This window comes from Chryseobacterium cupriresistens, assembly GCF_046614675.1.
Classification (GTDB): domain Bacteria; phylum Bacteroidota; class Bacteroidia; order Flavobacteriales; family Weeksellaceae; genus Chryseobacterium; species Chryseobacterium cupriresistens.
The window spans coordinates 387,351-405,101 of record NZ_JBKKJT010000005.1 but is presented as its reverse complement, the minus strand read 5'-3'; the positions used below and the strand labels follow the sequence as shown (position 1 = coordinate 405,101).

The following is a 17,751-nucleotide window of genomic DNA, read 5'->3' as shown; positions in this document are numbered from 1 at the left end:
AAAATTTAAAGCAAAAGACTGAAAACAACGTTTTTAACACAATATAAACAAGAAATAAAATATTATTTATAATGAATCTAAATTAAACATTTTGATTAAAATATTTAACTTAAATACATATTCCGATAAATTTTTTAAAATTTTAAAATATTTTTCTAATTTAAGCCACTTACTACCACACACTTATATTTATAAAAAAAAGCACAATGTTGCTTAAATAACAATATATTTAATACATTTGATAGAATAAACAAACAAATAAATAATTCATTATACCATGAAAAAAATTACCATATCCACATTCTTACTAGCCAATGTTTTTTGCTTCGCACAGCAACAAATAGTTTCTCAAAATTATAGTACCGGAACCCAACCTATATATTATACTCTTCAGTCATCATCTGGAAAAACCTTAAATTATGATGATATTCTGGGAACACCTTATCCTGACAAAGATTTTATGAGGGCCAAAATCTCAGGTACAACAGATGAACAAGTACCTATTAGATATAATAGCTATAATGATGAGATTGAATTCAAAAAAGAAGATAAAGTCCTAGCTCTTCCAAAGAAAGCAGAATACGGGAGAATAGAAGTTATTTCACCTAAAAAAACATTTGTATTACTAGATACTTCTGATGAATTAGCCGGCTATTTTTATGAGCTTACCAATGGAAAGAATAGTCTATACAAAAAAGTTAAAACAAAATTTATAGACTTTGTCCCGGCTCCAAATGGTTATTCAAGTGACAAGCCTGCAAATTTCAAAACTCTTGATCCAGTATATTATATCAAAACAGATAAAGGCTTCATAAAGAAACCTAAAAGTCAAAAAGAAATCATTGAACAATTTCCAGATAAAAAAGACAGCTTAGCCAGTTTCTTTAAATCCAATAAAATAAAGTTTGATAAAGATGAAGATTTAATAAAGCTTGTGACTTTTTTGAACCAGAATTAGATTATTTATAACTAATTATATTAATAAAAAAGCAGGCATCTGAGATGCCTGCTTTCTTTATCTTAAATTATTATTTCAGTTTTTTCTTAACCGCTACTTCTTCGTAAACTTCAAGAATATCTCCGATTTCAATATCATTATAACCTTTAAGGTTCAGACCACATTCGTAACCTTTTGTTACTTCCTTCACATCATCTTTGAAACGTTTCAAACTTTCCAGTTCTCCATCGAATTTAACAATACCGTCTCTTAGCAAACGTACTTTAGACTGTCTTGTTACTTTTCCGGTAAGAACCATACAACCTGCAATTGTTCCTACTTTAGAAATCTTGAATACCTCACGGATTTCAACATTACCAATCACCTGTTCCTGAATTTCCGGAGAAAGCATTCCCTCCATCGCTTCTTTTACTTCATCGATTGCTTTATAGATTACAGAGTAAGTTCTGATCTCAATTTCCTCACGATCGGCAAGTTCTTTTGCATTGGCACCCGCTCTTACATTGAATCCAATGATAATCGCATCTGATGCTGCGGCTAAGTTGATATCAGATTCAGTGATCTGCCCAACACCTGAGTGAAGAATCTTAACACTGATTTCTTCTGTTGATAATCTTTGTAACTGATCAGAAAGAGCTTCTACAGAACCATCCACGTCTCCTTTAAGGATAATGTTCAATTCTTTGAATTCTCCTAAAGCAATACGTCTACCCAATTCCTCAAGGGTTGTATGCTTCTTGGTTCTGATCGATAATTCCCTCTGTAGCTGTTCTCTCTTATTGGCAATAGCTTTACCTTCACTTTCATCAGCATATACACGGAATTTATCACCTGCAGTAGGCGCTCCGTCCAAACCTAAGATTGTTGCAGGAATTGATGGCCCTGCTTCTTTTAGATTTTTTCCTCTTTCATCAAGCAAAGCTTTTACTTTACCGTGATTTTTACCTGCTACTACATAATCACCTACTCTTAAAGTTCCGGTCTGTACCAACATTGTTGCTACATAACCTCTACCTTTATCTAAAGATGCTTCAATAACAACTCCGTTTGCTGCACGGTCAGGATTTGCTTTCAACTCAAGCATTTCAGCCTGTAGTAAAACTTTTTCCAGCAATACATCTACATTATTACCGAATTTAGCTGAGATCTCCTGTGCCTGAACATTCCCACCCCATTCTTCTACTAAAACCGGTGGATTTAATCCTGATAACTGCTGACGGATGTTGTCCGGGTTTGCATTCGGCTTATCCACTTTGTTGATAGCAATAATCATTGGTACTCCTGCAGCCTGTGCGTGAGCAATTGCTTCTTTTGTTTGTGGCATTACATCATCATCGGCAGCAATTACGATAATTGCAATATCCGTGATCTGCGCCCCTCTTGCTCTCATCGCTGTAAAGGCTTCGTGACCTGGTGTATCTAAGAAAGTAATTCTCTGACCATTTTCCAGCTTCACATTATAAGCACCGATGTGCTGAGTAATTCCTCCTGATTCACCAGCAATTACGTTGGTTTTTCTGATGTAATCCAATAATGAAGTTTTACCGTGGTCAACGTGTCCCATTACAGTAACTACAGGAGCTCTCTGCAATAAGCTTTCTTCAGTATCCACTTCATCTTCAGCATCTGTATCTTCAAGATCAGCATCTGAGAATTCGATTTTATAACCGAATTCATCTGCTACTAATAATAAGGTATCCGCTTCAAGTCTCTGGTTCATGGTAACCATTACCCCTAATGAGAAACAAGCAGAGATTACTTCAGTTGGAGAAACATTCATCAAACTTGCCAATTCACCTACTGTGATGAATTCTGTTACTTTAAGAGTTCTGTCTTGTGCTTCAAGCTCCTGCTGGCGCTCATCCTGCTCTCTACGGAAAGTTCTTTTGTCTTTTCTGTGTTTTGCAGATTTAGATTTTCCTCCTTTATTAGTAAGTTTTTCTAATGTTTCTTTGATCTGGTTTTTAACCTGCTCATCGGTTAATTCAACTGGCATAACTCTTTGCCCTGGTCTGTTGTTCTGACCTCCTTTTTTGAAGCCACCACCTTGACCCTGACGGTTTCCACCACCCTGGTTATTTCCAAAACGGTTTCCACCCTGGCCACCCTGACCTTGAGGACGGTTTCCTTGTCCGCCCTGACCTTGACGGTTTCCGCCTTGTCCACCGTTATTATTCTGACGGTTTCCCTGGCCCTGACCACCTTGGTTATTATTTCCTGAGTTTTGATTATTCCCCTGACCTTGTTGGTTATTCTGACCAGGTTTTTCAATTCTCTTTCTTTTCTTTTTTGCTCCGGCACCCGGCTTCGGCGCAAACTGAGTCAAGTCGATCTTTTCCCCAACGATTTTAGGACCGTCAAGCTTCTGATATACGGTCTCAATTTTCTGTGGTTCCTGAGATTCAGGTTCAGCCTCTGTTTTTGGAGTTTCCACTTTTTTCTCCTCTGCAACCACTGGTTTTGGAGTTTCTTTTACTGGTTCCACAGGTTTAACTTCTTCTTTTTTCTCCTCCATTTTTGGTTTGTCTTTTTTCACAGGTCTGTTTCTAGATTCTATTTGAGACAAATCAATTTTATCCAAAACTTTAAATTCCTGCTTTTCAGGCACTGCTTTAACTTCCGGTTGTTCTTCTTTCACGATTTCTTCTTTCTTTTCTTCAACCGGTGTCGCAACAGGAGCCACAGGAACTGCAGGAGCTGCAGGAGCCTCTTCAGCTTCAGGCTTCTTAGGTTCCAAATCTATTTTACCTAAAATTCTAGTTTCTGGTTTATTTGCTTTAGCTCTTATCACTTCAGGGGTTTTCTTTTCTTCAATTTCCAGCTTTTCTTCCGGAACTTTAGTGATCACCACCTCATGGGAAGCCTTTCTTTGTTCGCCGTCTTTAGCAAACTCAGCCTCCAATGCAGAATATGCCGCTTCTTCCAATTGAGCGTTAGGATTGCTTTCAACCTCGAAGCCCCTTGACTGTAAAAACTCTACTAATCTGGACATCGAAATGTTGAATTCCTTAACCGCTTTGTTTAATCTAATTTTTGGCATTTATATTATTTACTGTTTTTAATTTTTAAAATTAAAGTATTTCTTTTTTACTGTTTATTAAAATTTATTTAAAATCTTAATCTTCAAATTCTTCTCTCAGAATACGTTTCACCTCTTCAATAGTTTCTTCTTCAAGGTCAACCATATTTAAAAGACTTTCAGTTTCTTTATCCAATACTGATTTTGCAGTCGTAAGTCCTACTTTCTTAAACTCATCCAAAATCCACTGCTCGATATCATCGTTAAATTCTTTCAATTCAACATCATCATCCTCACTGGACTCTCTGTATACATCAATCTCATATCCTGTCAACCAAGAAGCCAGTCTGATATTCTGACCTTGTTTTCCGATCACTTTAGAAATTTCTTCAACAGGAGTATACACCAACGCGTAGTTCGTCTCCTCATTGATTTCAATTTTGTTAATAGTAACATTTCCTAATGCTCTCTTCACCAAGATCTCAGGGTTTTTAGACCACTGAATAACATCGATGTTTTCATTTCTCAACTCTCTTACAACGCCATGAATTCTGGATCCTTTTACTCCAACACAAGCTCCTACCGGATCAATTCTGTCATCATAAGCATCTACTGCAATCTTCGCCTTTTCACCAGGAATTCTCACTACCTTTTTCAGGATAATTGTTCCGTCCTGGATCTCAGGAATTTCCAGCTCTAATAACTTCTCTAGGAATTTAGGTGCAGTTCTGGAAATAATAATCTGTGGTTTAGAACCTTTAAAATCTACTGTCTCAACAATAGCTCTGATATTCTCACCCTTTTTAAAGAAATCGGATGGGATCTGGTTTTCTTTTGGTAAAATAAATTCATTTCCTTCATCATCCAGCAGAATCACGTGCTTATGACGGATGTGGTGGATTTCCCCTACAACAATTTCACCAATTTTATCTCTGAACTGTTCGTACAGCATTGCATTATTGTGTTCCTGAAGTTTTGTAGCAAGGATTTGCTTAAGGGTAAGAATATTTCTTCTTCCCAACTGTGCAACAGGAATTTCCATTGTAAAGTCTTCACCTACTTCGAAGGTAGGATCAATCTTCTTTGCTTCAGAAATTTCAATTTCCAAATCATCATCTTCAGACATTTCGTCCTCTACAATTGTTTTATTTAAAAATATCTGAAAATCTCCTTTATCCGGGTTTACAATCACATCAAAATGATCATCTGAATCAAATCTCTTTCTTAAAAGAGTTTTCAGTGAATCTTCAATAATTGCCATAAGATCAATCTTACTGATCCCTTTTTCGTCTTTAAAATCACCAAAGGATTCAATCAACGCTATATTATCCATCTATTCTTTTTTCTTTTTAAAATTTAATTACTACTAATGCTTTTTTGATCTCAGGATAAGAAATTTCTTTCTCCTCCTCCACATCTACTTTTCCTTTTCCGATATCTTTCGGTTTCCGGTAACGTAGAACAAGCGTGATCTTCTCATCGTCTACTTTTGACAATTCCCCTTCAATTTTAGAAGAATCCTCCAGCATCACCTCAATCTCTCTTCCAATGTTTTTACTGAACTGTCTTGGTGTGGATAATGGCTCGCTCAGTCCTGCAGACATCACCTGAAGGCTGAAGTCATGCTCTTCACGATCCATATTGAATTCAATTGCACGGCTTGCATCAAGACAATCCTGCAAAGAAACTCCGTTATCACCATCCAAAATCACTGTAATATCATCCCCTGCAGAAATTTTAAGATCAATAAGAAACAGATCTTTTCTGGTCTCAAGGAATTCATTTAATAATTCTTCAATTCTTTTTCTAAACTCCATATATTTTTATCTTGATTTACAGTACGAAAAAAGGCTTTCTTCCGAAGCCTTCCCATTTTTTCCGTAAATCCATTGCAAATATAAGCTTTTTTTCTAAAAAAGCAAAATAATCTTAAGTATCAGGTAAATAGCGCCCGATTCATTTACAATAAATTAAAAGAATATGTCAGAAGATTTTTATTACTTTTGTCTTAGAATTTAAAAACAGACATTTTGAATATAACGATTGTAGGAACAGGTTATGTAGGTTTGGTTACAGGAACCACTCTGGCAGAACTTGGCAATTCAGTATACTGTGTTGATATTGATGAAAAAAAAGTAGAAGGTATGAAAAACGGCATTGTTCCCATCTATGAGCCGAACCTTGAAGAAATGTTTTTAAGAAACATTCAGTCTGAAAGATTATTTTTCACTACCAATCTTAAAGAAGCTTTAGACAAAAGCGAAGTGATTTATCTGGCATTACCTACTCCTCCGGGAGAAGACGGATCTGCAGATCTGTCTTATGTACTTCAGGTAGCTGATAATATTGGCGAAATGATGACCGGATACAAAGTCATTGTCAATAAAAGCACGGTTCCTGTAGGAACTGCAGACAGAGTAAGAGAAACCATCTCAGCGAAAACAAATATCCCTTTTGATGTTGTTTCAAATCCCGAATTTTTAAGAGAAGGATTTGCGGTTGAAGATTCAATGAACCCTTCAAGAGTAGTTGTAGGTGCAAGTTCGGAAAGAGCCAAAGACATCATGTCTAAGATATACCAGCCTTTTACCAACACCGGAATTCCCATCATTTTCATGGATGAGAAATCCTCAGAACTTACAAAATATGCTGCGAATTCATTTCTGGCAGTAAAAATCACCTTTATGAATGAGATTGCGAACTATTGTGAAAAAGTGGGCGCAGATGTAGATAAGGTAAGACTGGGAATGGGTAGTGATGACAGAATCGGGCACAGATTCTTATTCCCAGGTATCGGATATGGTGGAAGCTGCTTTCCTAAAGACGTAAAAGCACTTATAAAGTCCGGAAAGCAGGAAGATTTTAATTTTCAGATCCTTGAAGCTACGGAAAAGGTAAATACAGCCCAGAAGGTAATCTTAGTGTCTGAAATTGAAAAATATTTCGGAGGAAGTATTGAAGGAAAGAAAATTGCTATGTGGGGGCTTGCCTTCAAAGCCAATACGGATGACATCAGAGAAGCCTCATCATTAGACAACATCGCTCTTCTATTGGAGAAAGGAGCAGAGGTCATAGCCTATGACGCTGTTGCAGAAAGTAATGTTAAGAAGCTTTTAGGTGATAAAATACAATATGCTAAAGGAATGTACGATGCAATCGAAGATGTAGATGCACTGTTTATTGCTACAGAATGGCCGGAATTCAAAAATCCTAATTTTGACCTTATGGCTAGAAAAATGAAAAACAAAGTCATTTTTGACGGCAGAAATATGTACCCGCTGGAAATCCCTGAACAGAACGGATTTCATTATAAAAGTATAGGAAGAAAGACCATTACAAAATAAATCAATGAAAAATATTATCGTTACAGGAGGTGCCGGATTTATCGGCTCCCATGTTGTAAGAGAGTTTGTAAAAAACAATCCGGATACTACGATCATCAATCTTGATGCTCTTACCTACGCCGGAAATCTCGAAAACTTAAAGGACATTGAAAATGAACCGAATTATGTTTTCGAAAAAGCAGATATTACAAAACCGGAAGAGCTTAGAAAAGTTTTCGAAAAATATAACCCGGATGCTGTTGTACATTTAGCAGCAGAAAGCCATGTAGACAGAAGTATTACAGATCCTATGGCATTCATCAATACAAATGTAAACGGAACTGCTAATCTTTTGAACCTTTGTAAAGAATTCTGGACATTAAATCCTGATCATACCCACGGCAGATTCCCGGATGAAAAAAGAGACAATCTTTTCTATCATATTTCCACGGATGAAGTATATGGAAGTTTAGGGGAAACAGGTTTCTTTCTGGAGACCACATCATACGACCCTCAATCTCCGTATTCAGCTTCAAAAGCAGCCTCTGACCATTTGGTAAGAGCTTACGGAAATACCTATGGAATGCCTTTCATTGTATCGAACTGTTCCAACAACTACGGTCCGAATCATTTCCCTGAAAAATTGATTCCACTTTGTATTTCGAATATTATCAACGAGAAACCACTTCCTATTTACGGTGATGGAAAATACACCAGAGACTGGTTGTTTGTCATTGACCATGCCAAGGCGATTCATCAGATCTTTAAAGAAGCAAAAACCGGTGAGACTTACAATATCGGAGGATTCAACGAGTGGCAGAATATTGATCTTGTCAAAGAACTGATCAAACAAATGGATGCCAAGCTGGAAAGACCGAAAGGTTATTCAGAAAAGCTGATCACTTTTGTAAAAGACAGACCGGGTCACGACAAACGTTACGCTATTGATGCCACAAAACTGAATAAAGATTTAGGCTGGAAACCTTCAGTTACCTTTGAAGAAGGATTAGCAAAAACCATCGACTGGTATCTGGAAAATAAGGAATGGCTGGAGAATGTAACTTCCGGAAATTATCAGGATTATTACAGCAAACAATACAGCTAAATATATTATTTGAGATAACAGAGCAATGGAACTCTTTATCTTCCACAGAAATTCAACTCACAACACAAAAGAAATAAGCGTCTTTACGCACCAAAACATGAAAGGAATAATATTAGCCGGAGGTTCCGGAACAAGACTTTACCCTCTAACCATTGCAGTAAGCAAGCAGCTGATGCCTGTTTACGACAAACCTATGATTTACTATCCGCTTTCCACATTGCTTTTAGCAGGAATCAAGGATATTCTGATCATCACCACTCCACATGACCAGGAAGGTTTCATCAAACTTTTGGGCGACGGCTCACAAATCGGCTGTAATATAGAATATGTTGTACAGCCAAGTCCAGATGGTTTAGCGCAAGCTTTTATTCTGGGCGAGCAATTTATTGGTAACGACCCCGCAGCGCTGGTATTGGGAGATAATATTTTCTATGGTTCCGAAATGGGAACTTTATTGAAAAACAAAACCAATCCACAGGGAGGAGTTGTTTTTGCTTACCACGTAGCAGACCCTGAAAGATATGGTGTAGTAGAATTCGACAAAAACCTGAAAGCTGTTTCTATTGAAGAAAAGCCTTTAAACCCTAAGTCAAACTATGCTGTTCCCGGCCTTTATTTTTATGATAACAATGTCGTTGAAATTGCTAAAAACATCAAGCCCTCTGCAAGAGGTGAGCTGGAAATCACAGACATCAACAATGTTTATTTAAGCAATGGAAAACTTGAAGTAGCTGTTCTTAACAGAGGAACGGCATGGCTGGATACAGGAACCTTTGATTCTCTTCATGACGCTTCAGAATTTGTAAGTGTTATTGAAAAAAGACAAGGATTTAAAATCGGCTGTATTGAAGAAATTGCATTCAGAAACAAATTCATTGATGAGGAGAAACTGCTTGAGACGGCTACCAAATATGGTAAAAGCGGATACGGTGAATACCTGAAACAACTTATCAGAAAATAACAATTATAATTTATAAAATTCATAGACTATTGGCTTTATGGCCAATAGTTTTTGCTCATGCCGACAAATATCAATATATTAGTTGTTGATTTTTAGTTTTATGGACTATGAAAATTTATAAACTAATACATACGGTAAGAATTAATTATTATAAATTTGCAAAAACTTACACAGATGAATGAACCACAACAAAAGTGGACAGAAACGATTGATGCTGATCATTCGTTATTTGACTTGAAGCTAAAAGAAGTCTGGAGATACAAAGATCTTGTTTATATGTTTGTAAAAAGAGATTTTGTATCCAGCTTTAAGCAGACTATTTTAGGCCCGATCTGGTTTTTTATCAATCCAATTCTAACGACAATTGTTTATTTAATTGTTTTCGGAAGAATTGCCAACCTTCCAACTGACGGAGCACCACCATTACTTTTCTACCTTGCAGGAGTTACTCTCTGGAATTATTTTTCAGCTTGTTTACTAGGAACATCTTCAACTTTTGTTGGTAATGCAAATATTTTCGGCAAAGTATATTTTCCAAGACTGGTTTCTCCTTTATCCATTGTAATTTCCAACCTGATGCGTTTTGGAGTACAGTTTCTCCTATTTATTATCGGCTGGGGTTATTATTTATCAAAAGGACAAATTCATCCTAATATCTGGATCTTAGCAACTCCCTTTTTAATTTTACTAATGGCATTATTTGCATTGGGAGTAGGAATGATATTTTCTGCGTTAACCACAAAATATAAAGATTTAAGTATGTTGTTGGGGTTTGGAGTGAGTCTGTATATGTATGCAACACCAGTTATTTATCCAACCTCAGCGTTACCGGGATTCTTTAAAAGCATTTCATTTTACAATCCTTTAACAGGGATTTTCGAATGTTTTAAATATGCCTGGCTTGGTGTTGGGGACTTTTCTCCAATAATGCTCACTATCAGTACATTTATCATCCTTATTTTATTGGTAACAGGTACTTTCATTTTCAATAAGGTGGAAAAATCCTTCATGGACACAGTTTAAAAATTTATTAACTTCCCCTAAACAATTTAAAAATGCTAGCTTTAAAAGCAGAAAATATATCAAAACAATACCGTCTCGGACAAGTCGGAACGGGTACCTTATCTCATGACTTAAACCGATTCTGGCACAAAGTAAGAGGAAAAGAAGATCCATATCTTAAAATTGGTGAGGTAAATGACAGAACAACCAAGGGAACTTCTGAGTACGTTTGGTCACTTCGGAATATTAATTTTGAGATTGAACAAGGAACTGCAGTAGGGATTATTGGGCGAAACGGGGCCGGAAAATCTACCCTGTTAAAACTTTTAAGCAAGGTAACAAAACCTACAACCGGTAAAATATACACCAACGGAAGAATTGCATCTTTATTGGAAGTAGGAACCGGGTTTCATCCTGAAATGACAGGACGCGAAAATGTTTTTTTAAATGGAGCAATTCTTGGAATGACCCGTAAGGAAATTTCAAGAAAATTTGATGAGATCGTAGCTTTTTCAGGAGTAGAAAGATATATTGACACTCCGGTAAAAAGATATTCATCGGGAATGTATGTTCGTCTGGCCTTCGCTGTAGCAGCTCACTTGGAATCTGAAATTCTAATTGTAGATGAAGTATTGGCTGTGGGTGATGCAGATTTTCAAAAAAAATGCCTGGGAAAAATGAACGATGTAGCAAAAGGAGAAGGAAGAACCATTCTTTTTGTAAGTCATAATATGACTGCCGTAAAAGAACTTTGCAACAAAGGAATCCTTTTAAACCAAGGAACTTTAGCCTATGAAGGAGATATGCTAAATACAATTATAGAATATCAAAAAAGCAGTACAACAGCAAGTTCTTATTATTACAATGGAAATATTAATGAAGCTCTAGGAAATAATAACATCAGAATAAAAGAATTTTCTGTAAATCCTATTCATGGAGATCTCATCGATATTGATTCCGGAATTCATGTAAAGCTTGTTTTCCAGAATAATTGTGCTAATATCAATCTGGATGCTACTTTTGAACTAAGAAATTATGAAGAGCTTATTATCTTCCATGTAGGAAAACTTATTACTGAAAATAATAACTCTGAAATTGGGGATTATACAGTAGAATTTGATATTCCGGCAGGTTTAATTAATGCAGGAAATTACTATTTTAAATTAATTTTCGGAAAAAATCAAACCGAAGTATTATTTGCAGTCGACAGTATTGTAGGCTTTGAGGTTGAAAATGTAAAAGTGGGCAGCAAACTTCATTTGTATCCGGGAATTACAAGACCGAATTTTGATTATAAAGTACAGACTCCATGATTCCAAAAATAATAGAACTTCCAAAAATTTATGACAAAAGAGGAAATCTTTCCTTTTTTGAGCACCCCAATCAACTACCCTTTGAAATTAAAAGAACGTATTGGATTTATGATGTTCCGGGAGGGGAAACAAGGGGAAGTCACGCTTTTAAAGAACAGCAGGAGTATATTATTGCTCTTTCAGGAAGTTTTGATGTAGTGATTCATAATGGTAAAGAAGAGCAGCGGTTTTCCTTAAACAGATCCTATTATGGATTATATATTCCGAAAATGTTTTGGCGGAAACTAGAGAATTTCTCTACCAATTCACTTGCTCTTATTGTTTCTGATCATACTTATAATCAGGATGATTATATCAGAGATTTTGAAGAATTTAAAAAGCTGGCAAATGAAAAATAAGCTTTCAGTATTTGATTGTAGTGTTATAGACCTTGGAAAAATAAGTTTTGATGAGGGTAATCTTACAGTGGTTGAAAACAATTCAACCTTCCCATTTGATGTTAAAAGAATATTTTATTTATACGACATTGCGGGTGGAGAAAGCCGTGGTGCTCATTCTCATAAAGAATGTCATCAGTTTTTGATTGCAGCTAGCGGAAGTTTCGAGGTTTCACTGGATGATGGAAAGTTTAAAAGACAGGTTTTTCTGAACCGCCCGGATATTGGGCTTCATATTCCACCAGGAATTTGGGCTTCAGAAATTAATTTTTCATCAGGTGCAATTTGTCTGGTTCTGGCATCTCATCATTATAATGAAGAAGACTATGTCAGAGATTATGATACATTTTTAAAAATACAGAATGAAAAATAAAATTCATCCATTAGCCGATGTCCAAAGTGAAAACATAGGAGAAGACACCATGATTTGGCAATTCTGCGTTGTTTTAAAAGGTGCTGAAATTGGTAAAAATTGCAATATAAATTGCAATGTTTTTATTGAAAATGACGTGAAAATAGGTGATAATGTAACCATTAAACCCGGCGTACAGGTTTGGGACGGAGTAACATTGGAGGACAATGTATTTATCGGTCCAAATGTAACTTTTACGAATGATCTTATTCCGCGTTCAAAACAATATCCTTTAGAATTCAGTAAAACACTTGTGAAAAAAGGTGCTTCAATTGGGGCTAACTCTACAATTATTGCCGGGAATATAATCGGAGAAAATGCTTTGATCGGTGCCGGAAGTGTCATTACGAAAAATGTGCCTTCAAATACAGTTTGGTATGGAAATCCTGCCAGACAAACGGGTTTTATAACTTTAGACGGAAAGATTTTAGATCTGAATATGAAAGACAAGGAAGGAAATTCCTATGAAATTCAAAATGACTAGTGATGTTTTTCATTATGCTCACTGCAAGTATTCATTCATATAAAGTAATAGAAAAACCTTTCAACAAAAAATAAAAAATTTATTCTCATGATTAAGTTCCTCGATCTACAAAAAATTAATCTACAGCACCAAGAAGAAATTGAGGCGAAGCTCTTGCAGGTTTTCCGTTCCGGATGGTATCTTATGGGCAATGAACTGAATCTATTTGAGAAAAATCTTTCTCAATATATCGGAACAAAACACGCAATCGGTGTTGCCAATGGTTTAGACGCTCTTCGTCTTATCCTTAGAGGATATATCGAAATGGGATTAATGAAAGAAGGAGACGAAATTTTAGTTCCATCCAACACTTATATTGCTTCTATTTTAGCCATTTCCGATAATGGACTCGTACCCGTTTTGGTAGAACCAGATATTGCCAACTATAATATTGACGTATCAAAAATTGAAGAAAAAATCACTCCAAAAACAAAAGGTATTTTAATTGTGCATCTTTACGGAAGAGTTATTTTCTCTGAAGAATTGCAGCAATTGGCTCAAAAATATAATGTAAAAATCATTGAAGATAATGCTCAGGCTATTGGAGCAGAATGGAAAGGAAAAAAAACAGGAAATCTTGGTGATGCCTCTGGTTTTAGTTTCTATCCCGGAAAAAATTTAGGTGCTTTGGGCGATGCCGGTGCAATTACGACTAATGATGAAGAATTGGCAAAAACCATAAGAGCCTTGGCAAATTATGGTTCAAATAAAAAATATGTAAATATTTATCAAGGATTAAATTCCAGACTAGACGAAATTCAGGCTGCTGTTTTAGATATTAAGCTAAAATACATTGATGAAGAAAATGAGGTGAGAAGAAAGATCGCAAGACAATATATCAGCGAAATTTCAAATTCCAATATTATTCTACCGGAAAACCCTGAAAATGAGAACGAGCATGTTTGGCATATTTTCCTTATCAGAACAGAAAAAAGAGACGAACTTCAGGCTTACCTTACAGAAAACGGTGTCCAAACTTTGATTCATTATCCGATTCCTCCCCACAAACAGGAAGCTTATAAAGACTGGAATTCACAATCTTTTCCGATCAGTGAAAAGATTCATCAAGAAGTTTTGAGCCTGCCTATTTCTCCGGTAATGGAAAAAGAGGAAATAGCTAAAGTTATTGAATTATTAAACAAATTCTAATGGAGAATCCGTTGGTAAGTTTTATTGTTGTTTCATACAAACACTCAGAATTTATCCCTGAGTGTTTAAATAGTATTAAAAATCAAACTTATAAAAACTGGGAACTCATTATTGCTGATGATGCTTCACCAGACAATTCTGTGGAGATCACAAAAAACTGGCTGAACGAAAACAACATTTCTGCAAAAACCAATTTTCATGAAACAAACATAGGATTCGCTGCAACACTTAATGAATGTATTGAGATGACTGAGGGAAAATATGTAAATATTATAGCTGCCGATGACTACCTTCATCCTTCATTTCTTGAAAAATGCGTAGCCAATTTAGAAAAAAAGGGGAATGATTTCGGAATGATTTTTTCAAGCTGCTTTATCATCCAAGAAGATAAAACATTAATTAATTATCTTGATGATCTGAGTTTTTATAAAGATGAAAATCAATTTAAAAGTACATTGAAAAAGATGAACCTTATCCCGGCTCTTGCTACGTTGGTTAAAAGAACGGTTTTAATTGAGACAGGTCCGTACGATAAAAATATTCTTATCGAAGATTACGACAGATGGTTGAGAATTAATGAAAATTATTTTATTGATTTTATTCCTGAAAATCTTGCATATCATAGAAAGCATGGTGAAAACATTTCTAAAATAAAAGAAAGGATTGTTTTTGTAGAAGAAATACTTTTAAGGTTAAAATATGATCATAATCTTGAAAATAAGACAAAAATAAATAACGACATCAAAAAGATCTACATAACATCTAAAGATAAAAAGGAAATCCGGAAAGTGTCTGAACAATATTCTCAATATAAAGGGAAAGAACGTTGGCTGAATTTATGCCTGAAATATAACCTGCCTGTAAGATTATATTATCTGAAATATAAATTTTTCTAAAATGTTTACAAAGCTTAAAAATAATATCGCACAAAAAATCATTACTCTTGTCGAGAATAATGATAAAAGAAAAAAACAGGAAAAATGGAATATTTTCATGTCCAAACCTAATATAAATATTCATCCAAGTTTTTCGCCAAAAGATGCAGATATTTTTAAAGGTGAAAATAATCAAATAGGAAATATTACAATTAGTGAAAATTTTTTACTGAGAGAATACTGCAATATTGTAGTTTTTCCGAATGCTGACCTTAGAATTGGAAAAAGTGTTTTTTTCAACAATTATTGTTCTATTAATTGTTTAGATAAAATTGAAATTGGTAATGACACCATTTTTGGTGAAGGCGTAAGGCTATACGATCATAATCATCTTATTGAAAAAGGTGAAAAACTTTTTGTAGAAAAAGAAAAATATATGACGTCTCCTATTAAAATTGGTAAAAATTGCTGGATTGGAAGCAATACTGTAATATTAAAAGGGGTTACGATCGGAGACAATTCTATTATTGGAGCCGGCTGTGTAATACACAAATCTGTTCCGGAAAACACAATTATGAAAAATAGTCAAAATTTAATTTCTCAAACCCTCTAAAATGAGTACAAAAAAAATATTATTTATTTCGCACGAAGCTTCTTTATCTGGTGCTCCCATTCTTGTTTTAGATTTAATAAAAAGATTAAAAAAAGAAAAAGAAAATTATCAGATCGATATTTTATTGATCAGAGGAGGAGAATTGTATGAAGAATTTGCAAAAGTAGCTAACAATATTGTTGTTGCTCATTATCATTTACAGTCTTTTTCATTTTTAAAAAGAAATTTAAAAAGAGTTCAATCAATTGTTTTCAGAAAAAAAGAGACTCAACAAGACAAAATTGATAAAATTACCATCTCTCTTCTTGAAAACAAATACGATCTGGTATATGGAAACACAATGGAATCATTGATTTGGACGCTTCCTTTCTATAAAAAAAACATTCCTACAATTGTTGCTATCCATGAGCTTAGTTTTGGGATTGAAAGTACTTACTCTAAAGAGTTTGTTTTAGAAAACATTTCAAATATCACCCAAATTATAGCAGGTTCGCAAGCTGTTGCCGACAATCTTATCAACAAGTACAATGCAGCCCCACAAAAAGTAACAGCAATACATTCTTTCGTAGACAATGTTCTCAACCTCCAGAAGGATAAAGAATTATTGAAAAAGGAATTGAATATTAAAAATGAAGAATTGATCGTTGGAATTGCGAGTTCTCAGGAATTAAGAAAAGGTACGGAGATGGTTCCTGTTTTGGTTCAGAAAATAAAACAGAAAACTGATCTTAATTTTAAATTCATCAATCTTGGAGGAACATCCAAAAGTGCTGCTGTAAGATGTGCCAAACTGGATGCTGAAAAATTAGGGGTAGAAAAGGACATCATTTTTATCGATCATAATAAAACGCCAAATGATTATATAAATATTTTTGATGTTTTTCTTTTAATGTCCCGTGAAGATCCTTTCCCATTAGTTATGCTGACTGCTGCAAAACTAAAAAAACCCATCGTAGCTTTTGAAAAAAGCGGTGGTGCTGTTGAATTTCTGGAAAACAATCATGGAGTACTTGTTCCCTATCTGGATATGGATACCATGGCTGAAGAGACCGTTAAACTTATGCAGGATGCCAATCTAAGAGAAAGTTATGGTGAAAATATTTATCAGAGATTGGAAAACGAATATTCTGACAAGAAATTGGCAGGTAAAATTTTTACAATAATTGATAACTTACTTTAGGATGATCTCCATCATAATCTCATCATACCTTCCTGACTATTTTTCTGCACTTGAAAAAAATATTGCAGAAACAATTGGGGTGTCTTATGAAATCATTAAAATAGACAATCCTGGATTGATGGGAATTTGTGAAGCTTATAACAAAGGCGCGGAAAAAGCTGGTTTTGATTATTTGCTTTTCATCCATGAAGACATCTTATTTAAAAATGAAAATTGGGGGAATACACTCATAAATCATTTAAACCAGGAAAATACAGGAATTATAGGGCTTGCAGGATCATCCTACGTTCCTTCTTCTCCATCAAGCTGGACCGTTACTGAGAAATATAATTTCGTAAATATTTTACAGGGAAATAAAGAGAATACCCTGTATTTTCCCATTCAAACAACGAAGGAAAACAGAAATAAAGTCTTTGCTGTTGACGGTGTTTTTCTTGGAATTAAAAAAGAAATATTTAATCAGTTTAAATTCAACGAAAATCTATTGAAAGGTTTCCATGGCTATGATCTTGATTTTAGTTTAAGAGTTTCTACAAAAAAACAGAATTATGTGGTTAACGATATACTGATTCAACATTTCTCTGGTGGAAATCCGGATAAAACTTGGTTAGATGCCAATATTAAAGTAAGGGAAAGTATAGGATCTGATTTTCAAAAAGAAATCGACACCGAAGCTGAAAAGAAAATATTTCTAGGGTTTTTGCACAATTTTTTTAAATACTACCCTGTTAATAAAAAAAACCTATTTCTGACATTAAAATTTTATCCCAAAAAACTTAATTTTAATGAGCATTTGGAAATAGCAAAAAAGTATTACGGCTATATAAGATACGCTGGAAGTATCAATAAAAAACACAACTCAAAGAATTAAAATTTATCTA

17 protein-coding genes are annotated in these 17,751 nt (G+C 34.8%); 14 read left to right on the top strand and 3 right to left on the bottom strand.

Annotated elements, in window-relative coordinates; translation table 11 throughout:
* Positions 1–277 precede the first annotated feature (277 nt).
* Positions 278–958, top strand: a complete 681-nt coding sequence (locus ACLI50_RS16280; protein ID WP_411414231.1) for a hypothetical protein — start codon at positions 278–280, stop codon at positions 956–958.
* Between the two features lie 70 nt (positions 959–1,028).
* On the opposite strand, the gene infB is transcribed toward ACLI50_RS16280, so the two are convergent.
* From infB to rimP, 3 genes are all read right to left on the bottom strand, one after another.
* Positions 1,029–3,998, bottom strand: coding sequence for a translation initiation factor IF-2 (infB, locus tag ACLI50_RS16275; RefSeq protein WP_411414230.1), 2,970 nt, complete (start codon positions 3,996–3,998; stop codon positions 1,029–1,031).
* 76 nt (positions 3,999–4,074) lie between these two features.
* The gene (gene nusA, locus ACLI50_RS16270; protein WP_002982960.1) at positions 4,075–5,310 is read right to left on the bottom strand and encodes a transcription termination factor NusA; all 1,236 of its coding nucleotides are present in this window, start codon (positions 5,308–5,310) and stop codon (positions 4,075–4,077) included.
* Positions 5,311–5,326: 16 nt separating this feature from the next.
* Positions 5,327–5,794, bottom strand: coding sequence for a ribosome assembly cofactor RimP (gene rimP / locus ACLI50_RS16265; protein WP_034691441.1), 468 nt, complete (start codon positions 5,792–5,794; stop codon positions 5,327–5,329).
* Positions 5,795–6,007: 213 nt separating this feature from the next.
* Between rimP and ACLI50_RS16260 the strand changes: the two genes are divergently transcribed.
* From ACLI50_RS16260 to ACLI50_RS16200, 13 genes are all read left to right on the top strand, one after another.
* Entirely contained in the window at positions 6,008–7,321 is a 1,314-nt protein-coding gene (locus ACLI50_RS16260) for a UDP-glucose dehydrogenase family protein (protein WP_202841649.1), read from the top strand.
* A 4-nt stretch (positions 7,322–7,325) separates the two neighbouring features.
* Positions 7,326–8,405 carry a dTDP-glucose 4,6-dehydratase gene (gene rfbB, locus ACLI50_RS16255; RefSeq protein WP_411414229.1) on the top strand — a complete coding sequence of 360 codons (1,080 nt, stop codon included), beginning with the start codon at positions 7,326–7,328 and terminating at the stop codon, positions 8,403–8,405.
* A gap of 97 nt (positions 8,406–8,502) precedes the next feature.
* A complete protein-coding gene (gene rfbA, locus ACLI50_RS16250; protein WP_110008471.1) occupies positions 8,503–9,366 on the top strand; it encodes a glucose-1-phosphate thymidylyltransferase RfbA in 864 nt (287 codons plus the stop codon).
* Between the two features lie 174 nt (positions 9,367–9,540).
* Entirely contained in the window at positions 9,541–10,389 is an 849-nt protein-coding gene (locus ACLI50_RS16245) for an ABC transporter permease (protein ID WP_110008470.1), read from the top strand.
* A 32-nt stretch (positions 10,390–10,421) separates the two neighbouring features.
* Positions 10,422–11,681 (top strand): ABC transporter ATP-binding protein, encoded by a 1,260-nt coding sequence (locus ACLI50_RS16240; RefSeq protein ID WP_110008469.1) that lies wholly within the window; start codon positions 10,422–10,424, stop codon positions 11,679–11,681.
* Positions 11,678–12,079 (top strand): sugar 3,4-ketoisomerase, encoded by a 402-nt coding sequence (locus ACLI50_RS16235; protein ID WP_110008468.1) that lies wholly within the window; start codon positions 11,678–11,680, stop codon positions 12,077–12,079. Before ACLI50_RS16240 ends, ACLI50_RS16235 begins: the two co-directional genes overlap by 4 nt.
* Positions 12,069–12,491, top strand: a complete 423-nt coding sequence (locus tag ACLI50_RS16230; RefSeq protein WP_110008467.1) for a sugar 3,4-ketoisomerase — start codon at positions 12,069–12,071, stop codon at positions 12,489–12,491. The genes ACLI50_RS16235 and ACLI50_RS16230 overlap by 11 nt, the downstream gene beginning before the upstream one ends.
* Positions 12,481–13,014 carry an N-acetyltransferase gene (locus ACLI50_RS16225; RefSeq protein ID WP_202841657.1) on the top strand — a complete coding sequence of 178 codons (534 nt, stop codon included), beginning with the start codon at positions 12,481–12,483 and terminating at the stop codon, positions 13,012–13,014. Before ACLI50_RS16230 ends, ACLI50_RS16225 begins: the two co-directional genes overlap by 11 nt.
* An 87-nt stretch (positions 13,015–13,101) precedes the next feature.
* A complete protein-coding gene (locus ACLI50_RS16220) occupies positions 13,102–14,202 on the top strand; it encodes a DegT/DnrJ/EryC1/StrS family aminotransferase (protein ID WP_411414228.1) in 1,101 nt (366 codons plus the stop codon).
* Positions 14,202–15,098 carry a glycosyltransferase family 2 protein gene (locus ACLI50_RS16215; protein ID WP_202841661.1) on the top strand — a complete coding sequence of 299 codons (897 nt, stop codon included), beginning with the start codon at positions 14,202–14,204 and terminating at the stop codon, positions 15,096–15,098. Before ACLI50_RS16220 ends, ACLI50_RS16215 begins: the two co-directional genes overlap by 1 nt.
* 1 nt (position 15,099) lies before the next feature.
* Positions 15,100–15,690: an acyltransferase gene (locus ACLI50_RS16210; RefSeq protein WP_202841663.1), complete on the top strand. Its 591-nt coding sequence runs from the start codon at positions 15,100–15,102 to the stop codon at positions 15,688–15,690.
* Between the two features lies 1 nt (position 15,691).
* Positions 15,692–16,870 (top strand): glycosyltransferase family 4 protein, encoded by a 1,179-nt coding sequence (locus tag ACLI50_RS16205; protein ID WP_202841665.1) that lies wholly within the window; start codon positions 15,692–15,694, stop codon positions 16,868–16,870.
* A gap of 1 nt (position 16,871) precedes the next feature.
* Positions 16,872–17,741 carry a glycosyltransferase gene (locus ACLI50_RS16200; RefSeq protein WP_411414227.1) on the top strand — a complete coding sequence of 290 codons (870 nt, stop codon included), beginning with the start codon at positions 16,872–16,874 and terminating at the stop codon, positions 17,739–17,741.
* Positions 17,742–17,751: the final 10 nt, after the last annotated feature.